Origin of the sequence: Spirosoma sp. 209 (assembly GCF_002006735.1) — a bacterium.
GTDB lineage: Bacteria > Bacteroidota > Bacteroidia > Cytophagales > Spirosomataceae > Spirosoma > Spirosoma sordidisoli.
Window position 1 is genome coordinate 335,701 of record NZ_MVEC01000002.1, and the last position, 19,213, is coordinate 354,913.

Annotated in this window: 15 protein-coding genes; 4 read left to right on the forward strand and 11 right to left on the reverse strand. The window is 55.6% G+C overall.

All coding sequences use genetic code 11. The features are described 5' to 3' along the window. Positions 1-27: 27 nt before the first annotated feature. Entirely contained in the window at positions 28-2,166 is a 2,139-nt protein-coding gene (locus B1C80_RS04590; RefSeq protein ID WP_077920094.1) for a PQQ-binding-like beta-propeller repeat protein, read from the forward strand. Between the two features lie 143 nt (positions 2,167-2,309). Beyond that, entirely contained in the window at positions 2,310-3,776 is a 1,467-nt protein-coding gene (locus B1C80_RS04595; RefSeq protein ID WP_077919881.1) for a hypothetical protein, read from the forward strand. 11 nt (positions 3,777-3,787) lie between these two features. On the opposite strand, the gene B1C80_RS04600 is transcribed toward B1C80_RS04595, so the two are convergent. The 6 genes from B1C80_RS04600 to B1C80_RS28055 all read right to left on the reverse strand — a co-directional run bounded on the left by B1C80_RS04600 (position 3,788) and on the right by B1C80_RS28055 (position 8,719). After that, positions 3,788-4,453 carry a GDSL-type esterase/lipase family protein gene (locus tag B1C80_RS04600; RefSeq protein WP_077919882.1) on the reverse strand — a complete coding sequence of 222 codons (666 nt, stop codon included), beginning with the start codon at positions 4,451-4,453 and terminating at the stop codon, positions 3,788-3,790. Positions 4,454-4,716: 263 nt separating this feature from the next. Next, complete coding sequence (locus B1C80_RS04605) at positions 4,717-5,163, reverse strand: Hsp20/alpha crystallin family protein (protein WP_077919883.1); 447 nt, start codon at positions 5,161-5,163, stop codon at positions 4,717-4,719. A 51-nt stretch (positions 5,164-5,214) separates the two neighbouring features. After that, positions 5,215-5,475, reverse strand: coding sequence for a hypothetical protein (locus tag B1C80_RS04610; RefSeq protein ID WP_077919884.1), 261 nt, complete (start codon positions 5,473-5,475; stop codon positions 5,215-5,217). Between the two features lie 167 nt (positions 5,476-5,642). Next, complete coding sequence (locus tag B1C80_RS04615) at positions 5,643-6,974, reverse strand: gluconate:H+ symporter (protein WP_077919885.1); 1,332 nt, start codon at positions 6,972-6,974, stop codon at positions 5,643-5,645. A gap of 15 nt (positions 6,975-6,989) precedes the next feature. After that, entirely contained in the window at positions 6,990-8,264 is a 1,275-nt protein-coding gene (locus B1C80_RS04620) for an McrC family protein (protein ID WP_077919886.1), read from the reverse strand. Between the two features lie 242 nt (positions 8,265-8,506). Continuing rightward, a complete protein-coding gene (locus tag B1C80_RS28055; protein WP_139361585.1) occupies positions 8,507-8,719 on the reverse strand; it encodes a hypothetical protein in 213 nt (70 codons plus the stop codon). A 493-nt stretch (positions 8,720-9,212) separates the two neighbouring features. On the opposite strand from B1C80_RS28055, the gene B1C80_RS04625 reads away from it, so the two are divergent. After that, positions 9,213-12,320: a TonB-dependent receptor gene (locus tag B1C80_RS04625; RefSeq protein ID WP_077919887.1), complete on the forward strand. Its 3,108-nt coding sequence runs from the start codon at positions 9,213-9,215 to the stop codon at positions 12,318-12,320. A 25-nt stretch (positions 12,321-12,345) separates the two neighbouring features. Beyond that, positions 12,346-13,863, forward strand: a complete 1,518-nt coding sequence (locus tag B1C80_RS04630) for a RagB/SusD family nutrient uptake outer membrane protein (RefSeq protein WP_161492714.1) — start codon at positions 12,346-12,348, stop codon at positions 13,861-13,863. Positions 13,864-13,931: 68 nt separating this feature from the next. On the opposite strand, the gene recG is transcribed toward B1C80_RS04630, so the two are convergent. From recG to rplU, 5 genes are all read right to left on the reverse strand, one after another. After that, positions 13,932-16,040 (reverse strand): ATP-dependent DNA helicase RecG, encoded by a 2,109-nt coding sequence (recG, locus tag B1C80_RS04635; protein ID WP_077919889.1) that lies wholly within the window; start codon positions 16,038-16,040, stop codon positions 13,932-13,934. Between the two features lie 84 nt (positions 16,041-16,124). Continuing rightward, entirely contained in the window at positions 16,125-17,549 is a 1,425-nt protein-coding gene (locus B1C80_RS04640; protein WP_077919890.1) for a DUF5723 family protein, read from the reverse strand. A 167-nt stretch (positions 17,550-17,716) separates the two neighbouring features. After that, positions 17,717-18,319, reverse strand: a complete 603-nt coding sequence (locus tag B1C80_RS04645; RefSeq protein ID WP_077919891.1) for a NifU family protein — start codon at positions 18,317-18,319, stop codon at positions 17,717-17,719. Positions 18,320-18,476: 157 nt separating this feature from the next. Continuing rightward, the gene (gene rpmA / locus B1C80_RS04650; RefSeq protein WP_077919892.1) at positions 18,477-18,770 is read right to left on the reverse strand and encodes a 50S ribosomal protein L27; all 294 of its coding nucleotides are present in this window, start codon (positions 18,768-18,770) and stop codon (positions 18,477-18,479) included. Between the two features lie 80 nt (positions 18,771-18,850). Further along, a complete protein-coding gene (rplU, locus tag B1C80_RS04655) occupies positions 18,851-19,168 on the reverse strand; it encodes a 50S ribosomal protein L21 (RefSeq protein WP_077919893.1) in 318 nt (105 codons plus the stop codon). Positions 19,169-19,213: the final 45 nt, after the last annotated feature.

Genomic DNA, 19,213 nt, shown 5'->3' on the forward strand with positions numbered 1-19,213 from the left:
TTGGCGGACTATTCCTGTAACCGCTTTATGAAACGCCTTCTTCTACCGATTGCAGCCGGCGCCGTGCTGGCCTTGGGATGGGCACAGTTCACCCGGAACCCTACCGATACCAAACCCAATGATTACACCAACTGGGGCGAATACCTGGGCGGCCCGGATCGTAGCCACTATTCGGCACTGACCCAGATCGGCCCGCAGAACGTCAGCCAGTTGAAAGTAGCCTGGACGTACTCGACACCCGATAGTGGCCAGATTCAAACCAACCCTATTATTGTCGACGGCGTCCTATACGGGGTAACACCTACCGTACAGGCCTTTGCGCTGGATGCTACGACCGGCAAAGAACTCTGGAAATTTGGCGATCCCCTCAAAGTATGGCACAGCACCAGCCGGGGGGTCGTGTACTGGCAATCTTCCGACAAAACCGGCGAACCGGATAAACGAATCCTCTACACCGTCGGGCCAAAGCTGTATGCGCTGGATGCCCGAACCGGCAAACCAATCCCGAGTTTCGGCGATAACGGAACCGCCGACCTGCACGCGGGTCTGGGCGAGCAGGCCCGTGACAAGTTCATTATTTCGAACACCCCCGGCACCCTGTTCGAAGACCTGATTATCATGCCCACGCGGGTCTCGGAAGGCCCCGACGCGGCACCGGGCTACATTCAGGCCTTCAACGTGCGGACGGGTCGGCTGGCCTGGGTCTTTCGCACCATTCCCAATCCCGGCGAATACGGGTACGAAACCTGGCCCAAAGAAGCATACCGCAATATCGACGTTGGCGGGGCCAACAACTGGTCGGGAATGGCTATTGACCGACCGCGCGGCTTGCTCTACGTCCCCACCGGCTCAGCCTCGTATGATTTCTACGGCGGCAATCGCAAAGGCCAGAACCTGTTTGCCAACTGCCTGCTGGCCCTCGACGCCCGAACCGGTAAGCGACGCTGGCATTTTCAGGCTGTACACCATGACCTTTGGGATCGCGACTTTCCGGCTCCCCCCAACCTGCTTACGGTTACACAGAACGGCAAAAAGATCGACGCCGTGGCTCAGGTTACCAAGTCGGGCCACGTGTTCGTCTTCGACCGGGTAACCGGAAAACCGCTTTTCCCGATTCGGGAGACTCCCGTGCCCAAGTCAGACCTGCCCGGGGAAGTGACCTGGCCTACGCAGCCTGTTCCGCAGAAACCCGCGCCCTTTGCCCGGCAACAGATGAGTGAAGCCGACATCAACCCTTACTCCGCCGACCGTGATTCGTTGCTGCGCGTGTTCCGTTCTGTGGGTCGCCGGCCGTTCGAACCCATCAGCAAACGAGGTAGTCTGATGTTTCCGGGCACCGACGGGGGAGCCGAATGGGGGGGCGCAGCGGCTGATCCGGATGGCATCCTGTACGTGAACGCGAACGATATACCCTGGATTTTTACGATGATCGATGCGCCCAAGAGCGACGAGCTGGCGCATCTCAGTCCCGGGCAACGGATCTACACCCAGAACTGCATTAGCTGCCACGGCCCCGAGCGCAAAGGCAACGCCCGCAGCGGCTACCCCTCCCTGGTCGATATTAGCCAGCGACGCGACCGGCCTTATGTGAACCAGATTATCAGCAATGGCAAAGGCATGATGCCCGGCTTTACAGCCCTGTCGGCGGCCGATCGGCAGGCGTTGGTATCATTCCTGTTTGGCGATGAAAAGCAGGAAGTAGCCGGCGGGTCGCCCTATCCGGCCAAAGTCAAAGAGCCGTATTTGCCCTACAAGGTGACGGGGTACATCAAATTTCAGGATAGCAAAGGGCTGCCAGCCATTGCGCCACCCTGGGGTACGCTGAACGCCATCAATTTAAACACCGGCGAATACCTCTGGAAGATACCCCTCGGCCAGGATTCGGCCTTAGCCGGCAAAGCAACCCAAACGGGTACCGAAAACTACGGTGGTCCGGTGGTCACGGCCAGCGGCCTGCTTTTCATTGCCGCCACGAAAGATGAGAAATTCCGGGCTTTCGACAAGAAGACCGGCAAGCTGCTTTGGGAAACCACATTACCGGCAGCCGGTTTTGCTACCCCGGCTACTTATCAGGTCAACGGCAGGCAGTACGTAGTCATTGCCTGCGGAGGGGCCAAGCTCGGCGCCAAAAAAGGCAATCAGTATGTGGCCTATGCCTTACCCTAAACAGTAATGGGCGGGGCTCGGCTGGTGACTAGCTGGCCAGCCCCACCCCTGGCAGGCCCTGGTTCGGCGAGGCTCGTACGGTAAGTTGTGGGGCTGTTTTGCGAGAAAGTCCTTAGTTTGCCCCAAAATTCTCAAACTACGATATGCGCCTTGTTTCGGCAATCTGCTGTATACTGTTCTCCGCTGTAGGGGTAACGGCCCAGCCGCTCCAGCTTCTCCCCGAAAATCCACACTATTTCCAGTACGACGGAAAACCCACCCTGCTGGTTGGATCGGGTGAACACTACGGCGCCGTCGTTAACTTGGATTTCGACTATAAGACTTATCTCGCCACGCTGGCAGCCGACGGCCTTAACAACACCCGGCTGTTTACAGGAGCTTATGTTGAAAAGCAGGGCGACTTTGGCATTCAGAAAAATACCCTGGCTCCCCGGTCGGGCCGACTGATTTTACCCTGGGCGCGTTCAGAACAGTCTGGGTACGCGCTGGGAGGGAATAAGTTTGACCTGAGCCGGTGGGATGAGGCCTATTTTGAGCGGCTTCGGGACTTTATGAGCCGGGCGCAGCAGCTGGGCATCATTGTCGAGGTAACCCTTTTCTCCTCATATTATGGTACCGGCTGGCCCTATAGTCCGTTCAATCCGGCCAACAACATCAACCAGACCGATGCTATCCGCCCCCTTCAGGCCAACACCCTGCAGAACGGGAACCTGCTGAAATACCAGGAGCAGTACGTTCGGAAACTGGTCCGGGAACTTAACAGCTTCAGGAACCTCTACTATGAGATCCAGAACGAACCCTGGGCCGACCTGAAAGACACGGTGCTGACCCGCAACGAGTACCACACCAGCCCGGATGGTAAACGCGACTGGCGAGCGACACTCGAAGTGAGCAGTCAGGCGTCGTTGCAGTGGCAACGGCGGGTAGCGTCATGGATTGTGAGCGAAGAAGAGAACCTGTTACAGAATCACCTGATCTCGCAGAATGTCAGCAATTTTCGCTACCCCATTCTCGACCTCGACCCCAATGTTTCGATTTATACGTTTCACTACGCGCTGCCCGAAGCCGTTACGGACAATTACGCCCTGAACCGGGTCATTGGCTTTAACGAAACGGGCTTTGCGGGACAGGCTGACCGGACCTACCGGCGTCAGGCCTGGCGGTTTCTGATGGCGGGCGGGGGGCTGTTCAACCACCTCGATTATTCGTTCAGCGTAGGGGGCGAAATTGGTCAGGATACTACCTACCGGCGCAGCACCACCCCCGGTGGCGGCAGCCCGGCCCTGCGCCGGCAACTCGGTGCCATGAAACGCTACCTGGACCGGTTCGATCTGACCCAACTCAGCCCCGATCCAACCTTCGTCAAAGCGTCGCCGGGGGCGGTTACCCAGACGCTCAAAAATGGCAAAAACGGCTGGCTGATTTATGCCGAGCCGTTTTCGCCCAATTCATTCCTGCTGCAGGTGAACCTGCCCAAAGGTGACTATCATGCCGAGTGGGCCGACGCCGAAACGGGCCAGGTACTCAAGAGCGGATCGGCCGAGCCGAGTGGCTCACTGGCAGCTCCGCCGGGCACGCGCGACCTCATCCTGCGCATTATTAAGTTTTGACGATCCACTGGCTATTTGACCTGGAGCAGAACGGACTTCATCTGATCGGCTACAAACTGATTGCCGGCTTCGTTGAGGTGGACCCGATCCGCCGTTAAGATGCCACGGTCTTTGTTTTCGGGGTTGTTTTTCAGGTTGTAGTCCTGGAATGCTTTCCGCAAATCAACCAGGGGCAGATTCTGCCGTTTGGCCAGATCGCGGATAAACTGGCTGTATTGGTTCAGGTCGCCGTCCTGCTGGTTGGTCATGTCGTTTTTTTCGCCGATAGCCGCTGGCGTGCACAGCACCACGCGCACGTTGGCGGCCTGAAACTTTTTCACTACGGCCTCGTAGAAGCGCACAAACTTATCGGGGTCGGTGCCCGTACCTGAGGTCGCTTTGTGCCATACGTCGTTGACCCCTACCCAAATGACGACTACATCGGGTTGCTTGGCCAGCACGTCTTCGTCCATGCGAAGAAACAGGTCGTAGATCTTGTTACCGCCAATGCCGGCGCCAACCAACTCATACTGATCAGCCGGCACCATCGATTTCAACCGATCAATGTACCCCCCTGGCTTTATTCCAGCCTGGGTAATTGAATCGCCAAAAAACACCACACGTTTGGGTTTGGCCGCAGTCATGGCCAGAAGTCCGACAAGCAGACTGATAAATGAAAGGCGGAAGAAAGTTGTCATGCTGACTAAAGCTCATCGCCCCGGTTCACTACCCGTAACAGCCTCTTCCACCCTCTACATTTTCTGTAATCATCTCCTGCTAATACCTGACTTCATTCACCTGGCTATCGTCCGCGTTTCTGCCTTCCTGCCAGCTAAGGCATCCGGAAATATTGGAAGCGACGCTGCCCAATTAAACCGTTTAGCCTGATCGCTGGCCTGACCCATACCAAAAGAGCCAGACCGAAGCTACGATCTGGCCCTTCGCGGGACTGCTTAGCGCATTACCCTACTGTAATCGTCTGGGCGGGCTGGTTCGTTTCCGGATTTTTGGGCAGCGTCACCTTCAGGATACCATCGGCATACGACGCCGAAATGGCCTCTGTCAGCACCTTGCCATTTAATCGGAATGACCGTTCGAAAGCGCCCTGTCGGTACTCCTGGTAGGTATAACCAGATTCGGCATTGTCAGCACCGGTACCGGGATAGCTGATCTGCAATACATCCTCTTTCACCGTCAGCGCAACGGTCTCTTTTTTCAGACCGGCCGCGTAGAGCGAAATAACGAACGCGTCGTCGGTTTCTTCGATGTTGACCGGCGGCTGACTGCTGCCCGGCCGCCAGCCAAAGCCACTGAACCGACCCCGGCCCCAGGCTTCGTTAAATTTACTGCGGCCCCAGCCTCCGCAACGGCCTTTGTAGTCTGACTGAAATGCGTGTTTATGATACATGGTTGTGTGTTTTAGTCTTGTATTTACACTGTACTATCGGCAATGGTCCGATTAGTGAATCGGGATTACCCGGTCATACGTGACCCGGCTCATGGGTGAGCGATAGGCTGGATTATCGATGGATATGATAGTGGGTGAATGCCAGCCCACCCGCTCGGTCGAATGGGTAAACTGACTCGCTAGTAAGCCGCCTACTACCCGTACCACCAGGAAAGCAGCCGCAGCTACCAGCAGGAGCTTAATCAGAAGAGATAGTAAAAAAAGGGCCATTCCGGCCAACAGGACTACGCCCGCTACTCGCCAAATTCTCATGTCGTTGTCTGATTTAGTGATTTGTTCAGAGCAACCGGACACGGCTGGCTTACGGTACCGACTGGATCGGGCTGTTTTGCTCAATCCGGCCCAGGCTGCTCTAGAGGGGTAGTCGCAGCGGGGGCATTTATATTGTAGGGAGAAACAACTTTTTTTCTGACGACCGCTTATACCACCAGGTTAAGCGCCAGAACGCCGAGCAGGCCGATGATCGAAACCAGCGACTCCATGACACTCCAGGTGCGAAGGGTATCGTTGATGCTAAGGTTAAAATACTCTTTGAAGAGCCAGAAACCCGGGTCGTTGATGTGCGACAGCATCAGGCTTCCTGACCCGATCGCCAACACCATCAGCTCAGGATTGACGTGCTGCGACTGAATCAGGGGCAGAATAATGCCGACCGTTGTCAGACCCGCTACCGTGGCCGACCCCACACAAACGCGAATTACGGCCGCCATACCCCAGCCCAGCAGCAACGGCGACATATTGACCCCAGCCAGCTGGGCACCGATGTACAGGCTTGTACCGGAGTCGTTGAAAATCTGCTTCAGCGCCCCCGCTCCGGCAATGACCAGCAATATGGGCGATGCCGCCTTAATGGCTTCTTCGAGGTCTTTCATGACCGCTTTCATGGTGGGTCGCTTACCCGTTTCGTCGGGCCGGAGCCCCAGCGCGTAGACCGCCACCAGAACCGAAACCAGCATACCCACGTAGGGCTCGGCCATCAGCGCCACAATGCCGTGCAGCACCGTTCCTTCGGTAAGCATCCCTTTGAGCGGACCGAAAAGCGTTAGTATCACGACCGGCAGCAGGGCCACAAAAAAGCTGATGCCGGCCCCCGGCAGATTGGTAACGGGGACTTCTCGAATGTTGAACAGCTCCCGGTCGGGTTTGGGCTGAAACCGGCCCAGGGTTTTACCGAATATAGGCCCCGCAATAACGATAGCGGGCGTTGCCACGATAATTCCGTAGAGTAGGGTACGGCCAATATTGGCGTTTAGCTGACCCGCAATAGCCGCCGGTGAGGGGTGTGGAGGCAGGTAACCATGCGCCACTGACAGCGCCGACAGCATTGGTATGGCCACCGTCAGCAAGGGCAGCCCCGACGAAGCCGCAATGGTAAAGATCAGCGGAACGACAATGATAAAGCCGGCATTGTAAAACAACGGAATGCCGATGATAAAGCCCGCCAGCGCCAGCCCCCAGCGGATGTTTTTTATGCCGAACCAGCCAATCAGTACATTGGTAATGCGCCGGGCCGCTCCGCTTTCGGCCACCAGACGCCCCAGCATAGCCCCGAAACCAATGATCAGAACCAGGTCGCCCAGGGTGCTGCCGATGCCGGTCTGTATCGATTTGCCCACGGCCGTAATACTCATCCCCGACGCCAGCCCTATACCCAATGAAACCAGAACGAAGGAAATGAACGTATCGAGGTTAACAACGGCAATCAGGAAAACAAGGGCCAGAATACCGATAAATGTTAGAAGCAGGGGCATGAGCGGCAGGTTTTGTCAGGATAAAGCGTATTTCGCCAGTTTTTCTACTTCTGATGCCAGCGGCTGCGACGGGTCGAAAGGGATCACATGCAGGCGGGTTGACGCATCGTAGCCAAACTGCGCCAGGGGCTGCCGGAAGGTCTCGTTGGTCGGGTAGATTAGAAACAGATCGTCGGCTGCGTACTTTTTCCCGTACGCAAAGAGCTGGTACAGATCCGCTTGCTCGATGCCGTAGTTACCCTGCCCCCGCTCCTGACCGTTCACGGATTTCCATTTTGTATCCAGCAGCAGCGTCCGCCCATGCTGCCGAATCAGAATATCGGGGCGCAGTTTAAATTTAGGAGAACCGACGTGTTCATCGACCAGATGCGCCGATGACTCCTGCACCGATACGACACCTTCGTTTGGCCAGTAGGTTCGAATGCCGTAGGCGACGTAATCTTCAAACACCCGCTCCATCGGAAACAGCAGCGACTGCTCGGTAACTTCGCCCTGCCGAACGCCAAAGGCCCGGTGGCCGAGCAGCGCTACCGCCCAGCGCAGCGCGGGTTCGTACCGCACAAACAGCCGGTTAGTCCGGCGGCTGGCGATGCGGTCGGCGGCAACCGAGTCGGACGCTGGTACATCGGCCAGCGCGTGGAGCATCTGCCCGAGACGCTGCCGGTTCGTTGCGTTGGCAGAGCGCTCATTCAGAAACAGCAGGGCCGATTTGAGAACCCGGTTCGGGGGTATATTGATCGTCAGCGCATCGTAACAGACTGCCAGCCGTTCGGCGTGGTGCGCATTGTCGCGTTGCTGGCGGGTGGCCTGAAACTTACCCTTCCAGAATCGTTCGCTGGCCTCGACCGACACATACGCCTGTTGTATTCCCTGCCGCATCAGCGGGACCAGGGCATCCAGGAAAGCGGCAATGAACACCTCCCAGAGCGGTAACCGCGAAGGCCCCGTTCGGGCGTTGGGCAAGGTTCGAAACGGACTGTTGCGCAGGTGGCGCAGCATGGTCAGCAGTGTGGTTCGCGACTCGGCAGGCGCCCCAATTTTGGGCAGAATTTCCAGCTGCGTACCATCGGCCAGCCCCAGCAGACCAACGTAATTTCTAAAACGGACGTATTCCTGCCCTTTTTTAACGGTCAGGGTCAATAGCAGATCCGTCTCGTTATCACTAAACGCCAGTTGTCGAAGCGCCTGAAAGGCGGAGTCGGGCAATACCTGTATCTCGTCGCTGGTATCAGTGCCGTACCGATCGCTGGTAATCAATCCATTCTCGACAACCGAAAAAACCGTGTGCATAGGCAGGCTTACAGAGCGGGCCGGGTCTGACAAGTCCGGCCCACGTTTTACCGACCAAAGTTAATTCAGTACCGGGGTTTTATGACAAATGCCTGCTGTAATCCCCCGGACGTTTCGTTGGCGGGAATTTTGTGTTTTTAGCCAGTCCCCCATTGGCAAAATAATTAACTGGCTATCTGGCTCGGCCAAACATTCAGACTCGTCTCTGACCAGCTAATCAGAAGGGGCTGAATAAATGACACTCATTGCTGTGGCTCCATGTAGGGCAAATTGTTACCAACACTGTCCATCTCTACGGCCGCGGGTTTGGGCATCGATCGGGGTGCATTGGTTTGGGCGGGTTGATTTACCCGTGGTTTAACATCGGGTTCCTGACAACCGGCAAGCTGAAGCAGCGTTGTGAGGGCGATTACACTGACCAGTAAGCGGGTGGCGGAGTGGAGTGACGTTTTCATGGGACAGAAACCGGTTGGTGGGTATCGACTGGCGGACTATCCGCGTTGGTCGAATCAAAGGTCCGTCTTACGCCCAGTAAGCTATGTCAGCTTTGAGTAAAACCCTGGCACAATTGAGTCAATAGTCTCCCCCGTCTTCTTGGGAGACGGGGGGCCAGCGCAACGATAATCCAGAATAACCACAGGTAGGACTAAAGAAGACATCTGGCGCTGACAAAGTATCATAGCCAGACAGGGCCTAGCCGGGACTGTATTACCTTTCTACCGGGTTACGTTTAACCCCATAATTGGCACTGGGGAGATATTTCGGGTAAAATTAAACTACTCAACAAGCTGTTCTGGCTTATTAGTATTACTACTTATGGGTTTATAGCCTATTGATTCTGTTGCGGTTGGAGCGAATATTTAAAATTTTTCTTTATATTATATCATAGCTATCATTATAATAACTTCTTATTGACCTTTATGTGTGTAGTACCAAAATAATCCTTTTATGAAGAACACTATACATCGCTGCTGGGTGACTGGCGGCATGTTACTGAGTAGCACCTTTGTCATGCTACCAGCGGTAGGGTTGGCCGATACGCCAAGCATTAACCGGCAGGTTGCCGTCACGGTATCCGGCCAGGTCAACGATGATCAGGGTAACGCACTACCCGGTGTAAACATTCTGCTTAAGGGCACCTCTCAGGGAACTACTACGAACGCCGAAGGACGCTTTTCGCTCACGATTCCCGATGGCCGGGGTACGCTGGTTTTCTCGTACATTGGTTACCTGAGTCAGGAAGTGCCGGTCAACAACCGGTCGAACCTGACCGTAACGCTCCAGAACGACACCAAAGCGCTCAGCGAGGTGATCGTGATCGGCTACGGTACTGTAAAGAAAAGCGACCTGACCGGTTCTGTCGCTTCAGTCGGTAGCAAAGAACTCAAAGCGTTTCCGATTGCCTCGGTCGACCAGGCCCTGTCGGCGCGCGCTACGGGAATCAACGTTACCCAGGCATCGGGCGCGCCGGGTGGCGGGGTAACGGTTCGTATCCGGGGGGCAAACTCCATCAACGCTGGCTCCGAACCGCTGTACGTCATCGACGGTTTTCCGATCTATCCCGACAATGGTGCGCTAAGCGCCGGGGGTAACCGACAGCCGACCAACGCACTGGCATCGATTAACCCGTCCGATATCGAGTCGGTCGAGATCCTGAAAGACGCATCGGCCACCTCCATTTATGGATCGCGCGGAGCTAACGGGGTCGTACTGATCACGACGAAGCGTGGTAAAGCCGGTTCTACCCGCATCGATTATGACGGGTCGCAATCCGTACAAAGCATTGCCCGGGAGGTGAAAGTGCTGAACGCGGCTGACTACGCCCGTTATCAGAACCTGCGGGCCCTGTCGCGGAACCAGACGATCCCCTACCCCAATCCGGAGCAGTACGGCGAAGGCACCAACTGGATGAACGAGATCACCCGTGCCGGTGCCATCGCCAATCATAACCTGACGCTGTCGGGCGGTAACGAAAAAACGCAGTTTGCCGTGGCAGGTGGCTATTTCCGGAACGATGGGGTGGTGAAAAACTCCTATTTCGAACGGTATAGCCTGCGCCTGAACGTCGATTCGCGCTTTCTGAACGACAAGATGCGCGTCGGTACGAGCACTACCTTCTCCCGGTCGGGATCAAACGCCGTAGCCACTGACCGGGGCGGCCCGGGTGGCTCGGCCATTATCACCGCCCTCGGCCAATCGCCCCTGGGTCCGGTGTATAACGCGAGTGGCGGCTACGACCTCGTTTCTTACGATGGCCGTTTCCTGACGAACCCGCTGGCTCAGGTGCTGGAACCGGTTGATGCCGACGTTCAGAACCGTATTCTGTCGAACAACTACGTGCAGGCTGAACTGGCCAAAGGGTTATCGCTCCGCTCCAGCATTGGTTTCGACGTGGTCAACACCAACCGGACAACGTTCTATAACCTGCAAACCGTCGACGGGCGCAATTCGGGCGGTTCGCTGGGCAAAGAGTCGCGGTATGTGCTGAACTTCCTCAATGAGAACATTCTGTCTTACAACCGGCAGCTGGGCGAAAATCAGACTATCGACGCACTGGTCGGCTATACCTACCAGACCGACAACAACCAGCGTTTTGGTACCTCTACCCAGGGCTTTACGGTCGATGACTTCCAGACGGCTCGCCTGCAGGATGGTCTCCGGCCCCAGATTCCATACTCGTACCGCGATACCTGGGCGCTGAAGTCGTTCCTGGCCCGGGTCAACTACAACCTGCTGGGTCGCTACCTGTTCACGCTGACGCTGCGCCGGGACGGTTCGAGCCGGTTTGGTGAGAACAACAAGTGGGCTAATTTCCCATCGGTAGCCCTCGGCTGGCGGATCAAAGACGAATCGTTCATGCAGGACATCAAAGCCGTTAGCGAAGCCAAACTACGAGCCAGCTACGGTATTACGGGTAACTCGAACATTCCGACCTACCGCTCACTGGCTGCGCTGAGCACCACGAACTACCTGGGTGGCTCGGGTCTGCTGCCGGGTCTGGCCGAATCACGGGTGGCGAACCCCAACCTGAAGTGGGAAACAACGGCGATGTTCAACGTAGGTCTTGACCTGGGTCTGTTCAGCAACCGGCTCAACGTAACGGCCGATTACTTCTACAACAAAACCACCGACCTGCTGCTCGATGTAGCCCTGCCAACCAGTACGGGTTTCAGCACCTCGTTCCAGAATGCGGGCTCGCTCAGAAACACCGGGTTTGAACTGGCGCTGAACGGCGTCATCATCAATAACCGGAAGCTGCGCTGGGATGCCACAGCCAACGTGTCTTTTGTCGACAACAAAATTCTTGACATAGGACCCAGCGCTCCTTTCTACGCCGGTAGCCCCAGTGGCCACTTGGGTGTTGATGGCAGCTACGTTGCACCCGGTCTGGCGATTGGATCGTGGTATGGCTACCACTACATTGGTCTGTTCCAGAGCACCCAGGAGATTGCCAGCAGCCCAAGTATCGTCGGCGATAAGCCCGGCTATCCGCGCTACCAGGACGTTAACGGCGACGGTACCATCACGCAGGCCGACCGGACTTACCTGGGCAACCCGAACCCGAAAATGATCTGGGGTTTCAACACGAACCTGACCTATGGCGCGTTCGACCTGAACCTGTTCCTGCGCGGCACTCAGGGTAACAAAGTCCGGAACCTGCAGCAGTCCGAGATGGCCGATGGCGTGGGTAACTACAACCAGGCTTATGACATCCTGACAACCTCCTGGACGCCCGAAAATCCGAACGCAACCCGCCCGGTCATTGACGCCACCCGCGACTTTGCCAACTACTTCCGCCGGTCCGACTTCTTCATTGAAGATGGCTCGTTCATCCGCCTGCAGAATATCTCGCTGGGCTACCGGTTGCCGCAGATTAAATCGATTCGCAACGCCCGCATTTACGTAAGCGGCCAAAACGTGTTCCTGATTACCAAGTATCGCGGCTTCGACCCCGAAGTCAACAACCAGGGTCAGAGCAGCCTGAACCGGGGCGACGACTACGATGCCTACCCGCGTCCACGTACACTCACCTTGGGTCTGCAAATTGGCTTATAACCAGATTTCATAAACAGACATGACCATGAATCGTATTACATCCCGAATTTTGCTCATGACGGCCCTGACCGGTGGTCTGGCGCTAACCGAGTTTGGTTGCAAAGACCTGACCGAACAGCCCGACTTTGTCAGTCCCTCGAGCTTTTACCGCAACACCAGCGATATTCAGTCGGCGCTGAATGCAGCCTATCGCGAACTGAACAACGAGTGGTTCAACACCTATTACAACCGCTCGGTATTTGACTGCGCACTCGGCATTCAGACAGGCTATGAGAAAGGCCCCCAGTATTACAAACAGGGCGGCTATGCACCATCCGATGACTACATCGGTACGTACTGGGCACAAAACTACCGGGGTATCAACCGCACCAACGCGGTAATTGAACGAGCGCCTGGGGCAAGCATGACCGATGCCGAGCGCAAAGCGGTACTGGCCGAAGCTAAATTCCTTCGGGCTTTCTACTACTACCAGCTGTTCGTGTTCTTCGAGAACATTCCGGTACTGGATAAGCCCACAACCGAACTCGGCTCTTACCAGTCGAACGAAGGGGGTAAACAGAAAGCGCTCGACCTGATGGTTGCCGACCTCAAGGCCGCCGAAGCCGACCTGACTGCTACCGCCGACGGATCGGGCAAACCCACCCGCTGGGCTGCCAAGACGTTGCTGGCAAAGGTGTATCTGGAAAACAAGAACTACCAGCTCGCGGCCGATAAAGCCAAGGAGGTCATCGACCAGAGCGGCCTGAAGCTGTTTACGGAGTTTGCCAACAATTTCGATGTTGCCAATAAGAACAAGGGAGAACGCCTGTTCGAAATTCAACAGAGCTTCCTGGCCACAGCTGGTGCGCTGTATAACAATATGCACGCGCACTTCACCCCGTCTGACTGGGACGGTGGCGATCCGACCGCACTAACCCCGGGCGATAACGTAACAGCCGCTGGCTGGGCCGATGCCTGGATTGTAGGAGCCATCCCCTTCCGCGAGTCGTTCGACGCAACGGACAAACGGATTCCGGCCACGTTCATGACCCAGTATCGGTCGAAGAACGCCAATGGGCAGGTAGTTCGCTACAGCCCCACGGCCCGGTCGCCCTTCGTAGCCCCCGGCAGCCCGGAGCGGTCGTTTAACAACGTAATTTTCAACAAGTTCATTGAGTATAACACGGGTGGCTGGAACAGGACCGAGAAGAATTTCGTGCTGCTGCGGCTGGCCGATGCCTACCTGGCTCATTCTGAAGCGGTTAACGCCGGCGCCACGGGCGATGCTTACATGGGCATCAACGCGGTTCGGGCGCGGGCCGGTCTGGCTCCGCTGGCTGGTTTGTCGAAAGATGCGCTGCGGGAAGCTATTTTCAACGAGTGGATGAAGGAATTTGCCGGCGAAGGCTGGGCCTTTAACCACGCCCGTCGCTTTGGCAAAACCAACGAGCTGATTCAGAAATACGCCGGACGCACGGTCTCGGGCGACAAATTCCGGCTGTTGCCCCTGCCCTTCGTCGAAGTCAACACGAACAGCGGTGTGAAGCAGAACACAGGCTGGTAGACGTCACTTTCTGCAAAAAGCCCAACCAGACATTCTGGTTGGGCTTTTTTATGCGGATCAGTATACCATCAGGAAATTCGCCCCCAGTTACTCTCCGTCTTGCGGAGGCTCTCGATATGATTTCGAATAGGCGCATGCTGGGGCAACACCAGTTCCGGATCGTCCTGCAGAATAGCCTGTGCCGACTCCCGGGCAACGGCCAGAATGGCCCCGTCTTTGGCCAGATCGGCAATCATCAGATCCATCACCCCGCTTTGTTGCGTACCGGTCAGGTCGCCGGGGCCGCGCAGTTGCAGGTCCACATCCGCAATTTCGAAACCGTTATTGGTCCGCACCATGGTTTCCAACCGGGTTCGGGTGTCGGTACTGAGCTTGTAGCCGGTCATCATGATACAGTACGACTGATCGGCGCCCCGGCCAACCCGTCCGCGCAGCTGGTGCAGCTGCGAAAGGCCAAACCGCTCGGCACTTTCGATGACCATAACGCTGGCGTTCGGCACGTTTACCCCTACTTCGATAACCGTAGTGGCTACCATGATCTGGGTTTCGCGGTTCAGAAACCGTTTCATCTCGTCGTCTTTCTCGTACGGCAGCATCTTGCCGTGCAGAATGCCGATCTCATAGGTTGGCCGGGGAAAAGCCCGCTGCATACTCTCGAAGCCGTCCATAAGGTCTTTGTAGTCCAGCTTTTCCGATTCTTCGATCAGCGGGTAAACCACGTACACCTGCCGGCCCAGCTCCAGCTGCTGACGCATGAAGCCGAATACCTCGGCACGGTGCTTGTCGAATTTATGAACGGTTTTTATCGGTTTACGTCCTTTCGGCAGCTCGTCGATCACCGACACGTCGAGGTTACCGTATAGGGTCATGGCCAGCGTACGCGGAATAGGCGTGGCCGTCATAACCAGAATATGCGGGGGTACCGTTTCGTTCTTTCGCCAGAGTTTAGCCCGCTGCGCCACCCCAAAGCGGTGCTGTTCATCGATAATACACAGCCCCAGATTTTTGTACTGAACAACGTCTTCGAGGAGGGCGTGGGTCCCGACCAGAATATGCATCTGGCCCGACTGCAACTCTTGGTGCAGCACAGCCCGTCGTTTTTTATTCGTCGAACCCGTTAGTATGCCAATGTTAAGCCCCATGGCATCGGCAAAGGGCTTCAGTCCGTTGTAGTGCTGATCGGCCAGAATCTCGGTGGGTGCCATCAGGCAGGCCTGCGCGCCATTACCAATCGCCATCAGACAGGCAATGAACGCTACAATAGTTTTGCCGCTTCCTACGTCACCCTGCAACAGCCGATTCATCTGTTTTCCGGTCAGAAAATCAGCGTAGATTTCCCGAATCACCCGCTGCTGCGCCCCGGTCAGTTCGAACGGTAACAGTTCATTGTAGAAATGCTTCATCAGCGTGGTGTCCCTGAAAATCTGACCGGGGAATTCCTCTTTCTGAATCAGCTTATTTTTAATCAGCCGCAGTTGATTGTAGAATAACTCCTCAAACTTGAGCCGCCGTTGGGCTTGTTTGAGCCAGCCCTGGTTCTGAGGCAGATGAATATTCCAGAGTGCTTCCCGCTTGCCGATGAGCCGGTATTTCTGAATCAGCTCTTCGGGTAAGGTTTCATGGATATGCGGCCAGGCCTGTTCCAGCAGGATCCGCATCATTTTCCCGATCAGCTTACTGTCGATGTGCCGCTTCCGCAGTTTATCGGTAAGGTTGTATACCGGAAAAAATCCGGCCTCATGTTCACCGCCCGTGGCCAGGTTGTCGAGTTCGGGGTGTACAATACTGAACTGCCCGCTGAATGACTGCGGTTTCCCGTAGGCAATGTACTCGCCATTGCGCCGGAGTGTCTTTTCGATGTAGGTGATCCCCTGAAACCATACCAGTGTCATGCTGCCGGTGCCATCGGTAAAATTGGCTACCAGCCGTTTTTTGGGGCCCTCCCCCTCCAGGTACCAGTCGCGAAGCCGACCGCGCACCTGCGCCGACGGCATCGAGTCCATCAGTTCGCTGATGGTATAATACCGCGACCGGTCATCATACCGAAAGGGGTAGTACTGGATCAGGTCACCGTAGGTAAACAGATTCAACTCTTTATTGAGGAGTTCTGTGCGCTGCGGTCCTAAGCCTTTGAGGTAGAGAAGGGGCGTTTCAAAAAATGTGGCTCGCTCGGTCATGCGTGACCCATCAAATGGCGTTAAAACATCGCTATTTGATCAAATTTACGCAATTCTAAGCAAACTAATCAACCAGGAGAGGTTTCAGTCTTCGTCGGTCCGGCCAATGCCGAAGGCAACACCGCCGTAGACATCAAGCCCACGGGGCCGGATTCCGTTCGATCCGTTCCCGACCAGCCCCAGAAAATTGTCAGTACCCAGCCAGGCTGGGCCAACCCGCAGCGACGCGCCCGCCATCAGCCCCCGGTTTAGATAGAGCACCGGCAACGCTACACTCACCAGACGGGTGTCATAGCGGGGAGTAATCGCCAGCAGCGAAGGCTGGTGTACCGACTGCGCACCGGCAGACCGGACATCCTGAAAATACGTAATGTTCAGCCCGGCGCCCCGCGGGCTCTGATAATCCCAGGTGAGGTTGAGCGACGTAGGCAGCCCCGTACGAAACTGATTCTGGTCTGGACTACGGCCCGTGTTGAATTTATCCTGAATGATCCGCGCGATCTGCAGCGTACCGGCCGTGTTATTGAAGTCGCTGCTTCTAAACTGCACGGGCTGTTGCTGAACCGACGAATAATCGTATTGTTCGCCTTTGTAGCGTATGCTACCGATGTCGGTCAGGGCCAGCCCAATCTGCCAGGCCGGACTGTCGGTATCGTACTGGCTGATATAGGTCAACCCCAGATCGAGCCCGAACCCGCGGCCCGGAGACGATGGACTCAGCAGTGTACTGGGCGTAAGCGTGCGGTTCTGCAAAAAGGTCGTGTAGCTCAGCGTAGCGTCGAGTCGGTTGACCTCCAGGATGGCGCTGTTCGGCTGGTCAGGATCGGCAATGACGCGATAGTCGAGCCCCCGGTTAATTAGACTTTGTGCGTTATATCCCAGCAACACCTTGGCCGTAGCTCCCAGCAACAGCCGTCGACCATCGGCTTCGAGTAACGTACCGGCGTAGGTAAGCCCAACTTCCGAATAGGTACTGGTATTGACACTAAACTGGTTATCGCTACTCGGTATGCCATACAGGGCACCGTCTTCCAATCCCGCCCGGATTGCGGAGAGCAGCGACTGCGACGCGCCCGTCACCTGCCCAATGGCCCGAAAACGGGTGGTTACGGCAAAAGCACTGCCTTCATTGGTTTTGACCAACAGAGAAGGCCCCCGAACCTCTCCCCACAACGTACCATTTTTGCGTCGACCGTCCAGATTCTCGCTGGTGTAGTCAGACTCGAAGCGCACCGATCCATCGGGTCGCCGGTACTGATCGGGTACAGTGCCGGTTATCAACCCAAGTAGTGAGAACGGAGCCTGATAGCGAACGTAATTATTGTCGACGTGCAGGTTGGCCACGAACCCGTTCAGATATACCCGGTTTTGTGCATCGGCCGCTAAAGCCGGGTTGATATACAGTCGATTGGTACCACCCTGGCGGCTGGTCGATATACCCAGCATATTCTGGGCGAAACTGGCTGTGGACGTTACAAAAAACGCCCCCAGCATCAGCGAAAACTTCATGCAGTGGCAAGTTGAATGGGAAACTGTCATGCAAAGTAAACGCGAATTACTGAGGGCTGTTCGGCTCGTGTCAGTTTTATCGAGTAAGTGGAAACCGAAGTATAACCCAACGAATAATACCTGGTATCATACCAAGGTATATAAATCCGCGGACCATCTGGCTCTGGTTATACGCCTTCTGCCTCCACCAGTTTCACTTCCGGCACCAGACGGGTCAGCAGATTTTCGATACCTGCTTTGAGGGTCAGTGTAGACGACGGGCACCCGCTGCATGAGCCCTGTAGCTGCACTTTCACGGTACCGCTGGGTTCGTCGAATGAATAAAAATTGATAGCTCCCCCATCCGACTCGACCGCCGGCTTGATATACTGATCCAGTACGGCTTTGATCTTCTGAACCGTTTCGGAGTCCATGTCAAGCTTGGCCGAGTTGGTATCCATCGTACGCTGGGCAAACACAGGTTTCTGTTCGCTGAAGTACTCTTTCAGAAACAGCTTCACTTCAAACATCACCTCGTCCCAATCGGTCTCTTCATCTTTGGTTACGGTGATGAAGTTAGCCGAAATGAACACCCGCCGTACAAAGTCAAACCCAAACAAAGCGACGGCCAGGGGCGAATGCTTGCCATCAACGACCGCTTCGGCGGGGGTGGCATAATCGAACGACAGTCCGGCCGGCACAAGCTCAAAATTGACCACGAACTTCATCGAGTTCGGGTTCGGGCTTCCTTCTGTGAAAATGGAAACAGGGCGGTTCAGTGCAGGATTCATATCTTATCTGGTTTATAGTCTGGTTTGGCGTACCTGGCCGGCCACCGGAATGGCTGGCGCTGCATGGCTAACAGCCAGGGCGTTTTTTTAGTTTTTGACCGTAAAAAAACCCGCCTGACTAAAGCCAGACGGGTTCAATTTCATCGATAAACGTGACTTATTCAGCAGCAACCGGTGCTGTTTCAACAACCGACGGACCGGCCGGAACGATGTCAACGTACGAACGGCTATCGCGGCCGGGACGGAACTTAACGGTACCATCGACCAGGGCGAACAGCGTATAGTCTTTACCCAGACCTACGTTTTTACCCGGATGATGTTTCGTACCGCGCTGACGAACGATGATGTTGCCGGCAATGGCCGACTGGCCACCGAACAGTTTCACACCCAAGCGTTTGCTGTGCGAATCGCGGCCGTTTTTGGAACTACCTACACCTTTCTTGTGTGCCATTTTTCTGGAGTTTTTTTATTTTCAGAGTTTAGCCCGCCGGAAATTTATTCTCCGGTAGCCGGACTCGAAAACGCAGTACCTTAAATAGTGATGTCTTCAATCATGACCTTAGTCAGGTACTGACGATGGCCGTTTTTCTTTTTGTAGCCTTTACGACGCTTCTTTTTGAAGACGATAACTTTCTCGCCCTTCAAATGCTCGACGATTTTGGCGGATACCGTCGCTCCAGCGACAGTAGGTGCACCGATGGTGATGCTACCTTCGTTGTCAACCAGAAGAATTTTCACCTGGTCGGAGGCAAGCGCAGCGTCCACATCGCCCTCTAACCGGTGGGTATAGATGGAACGACCCTTCTGGATCTTGAATTGCTGCCCTGCGATCTCTACGATTGCGTACATGATCTGTGTGTAAATTGGAAATTAGGGTGCAAAAGTAATTTATTT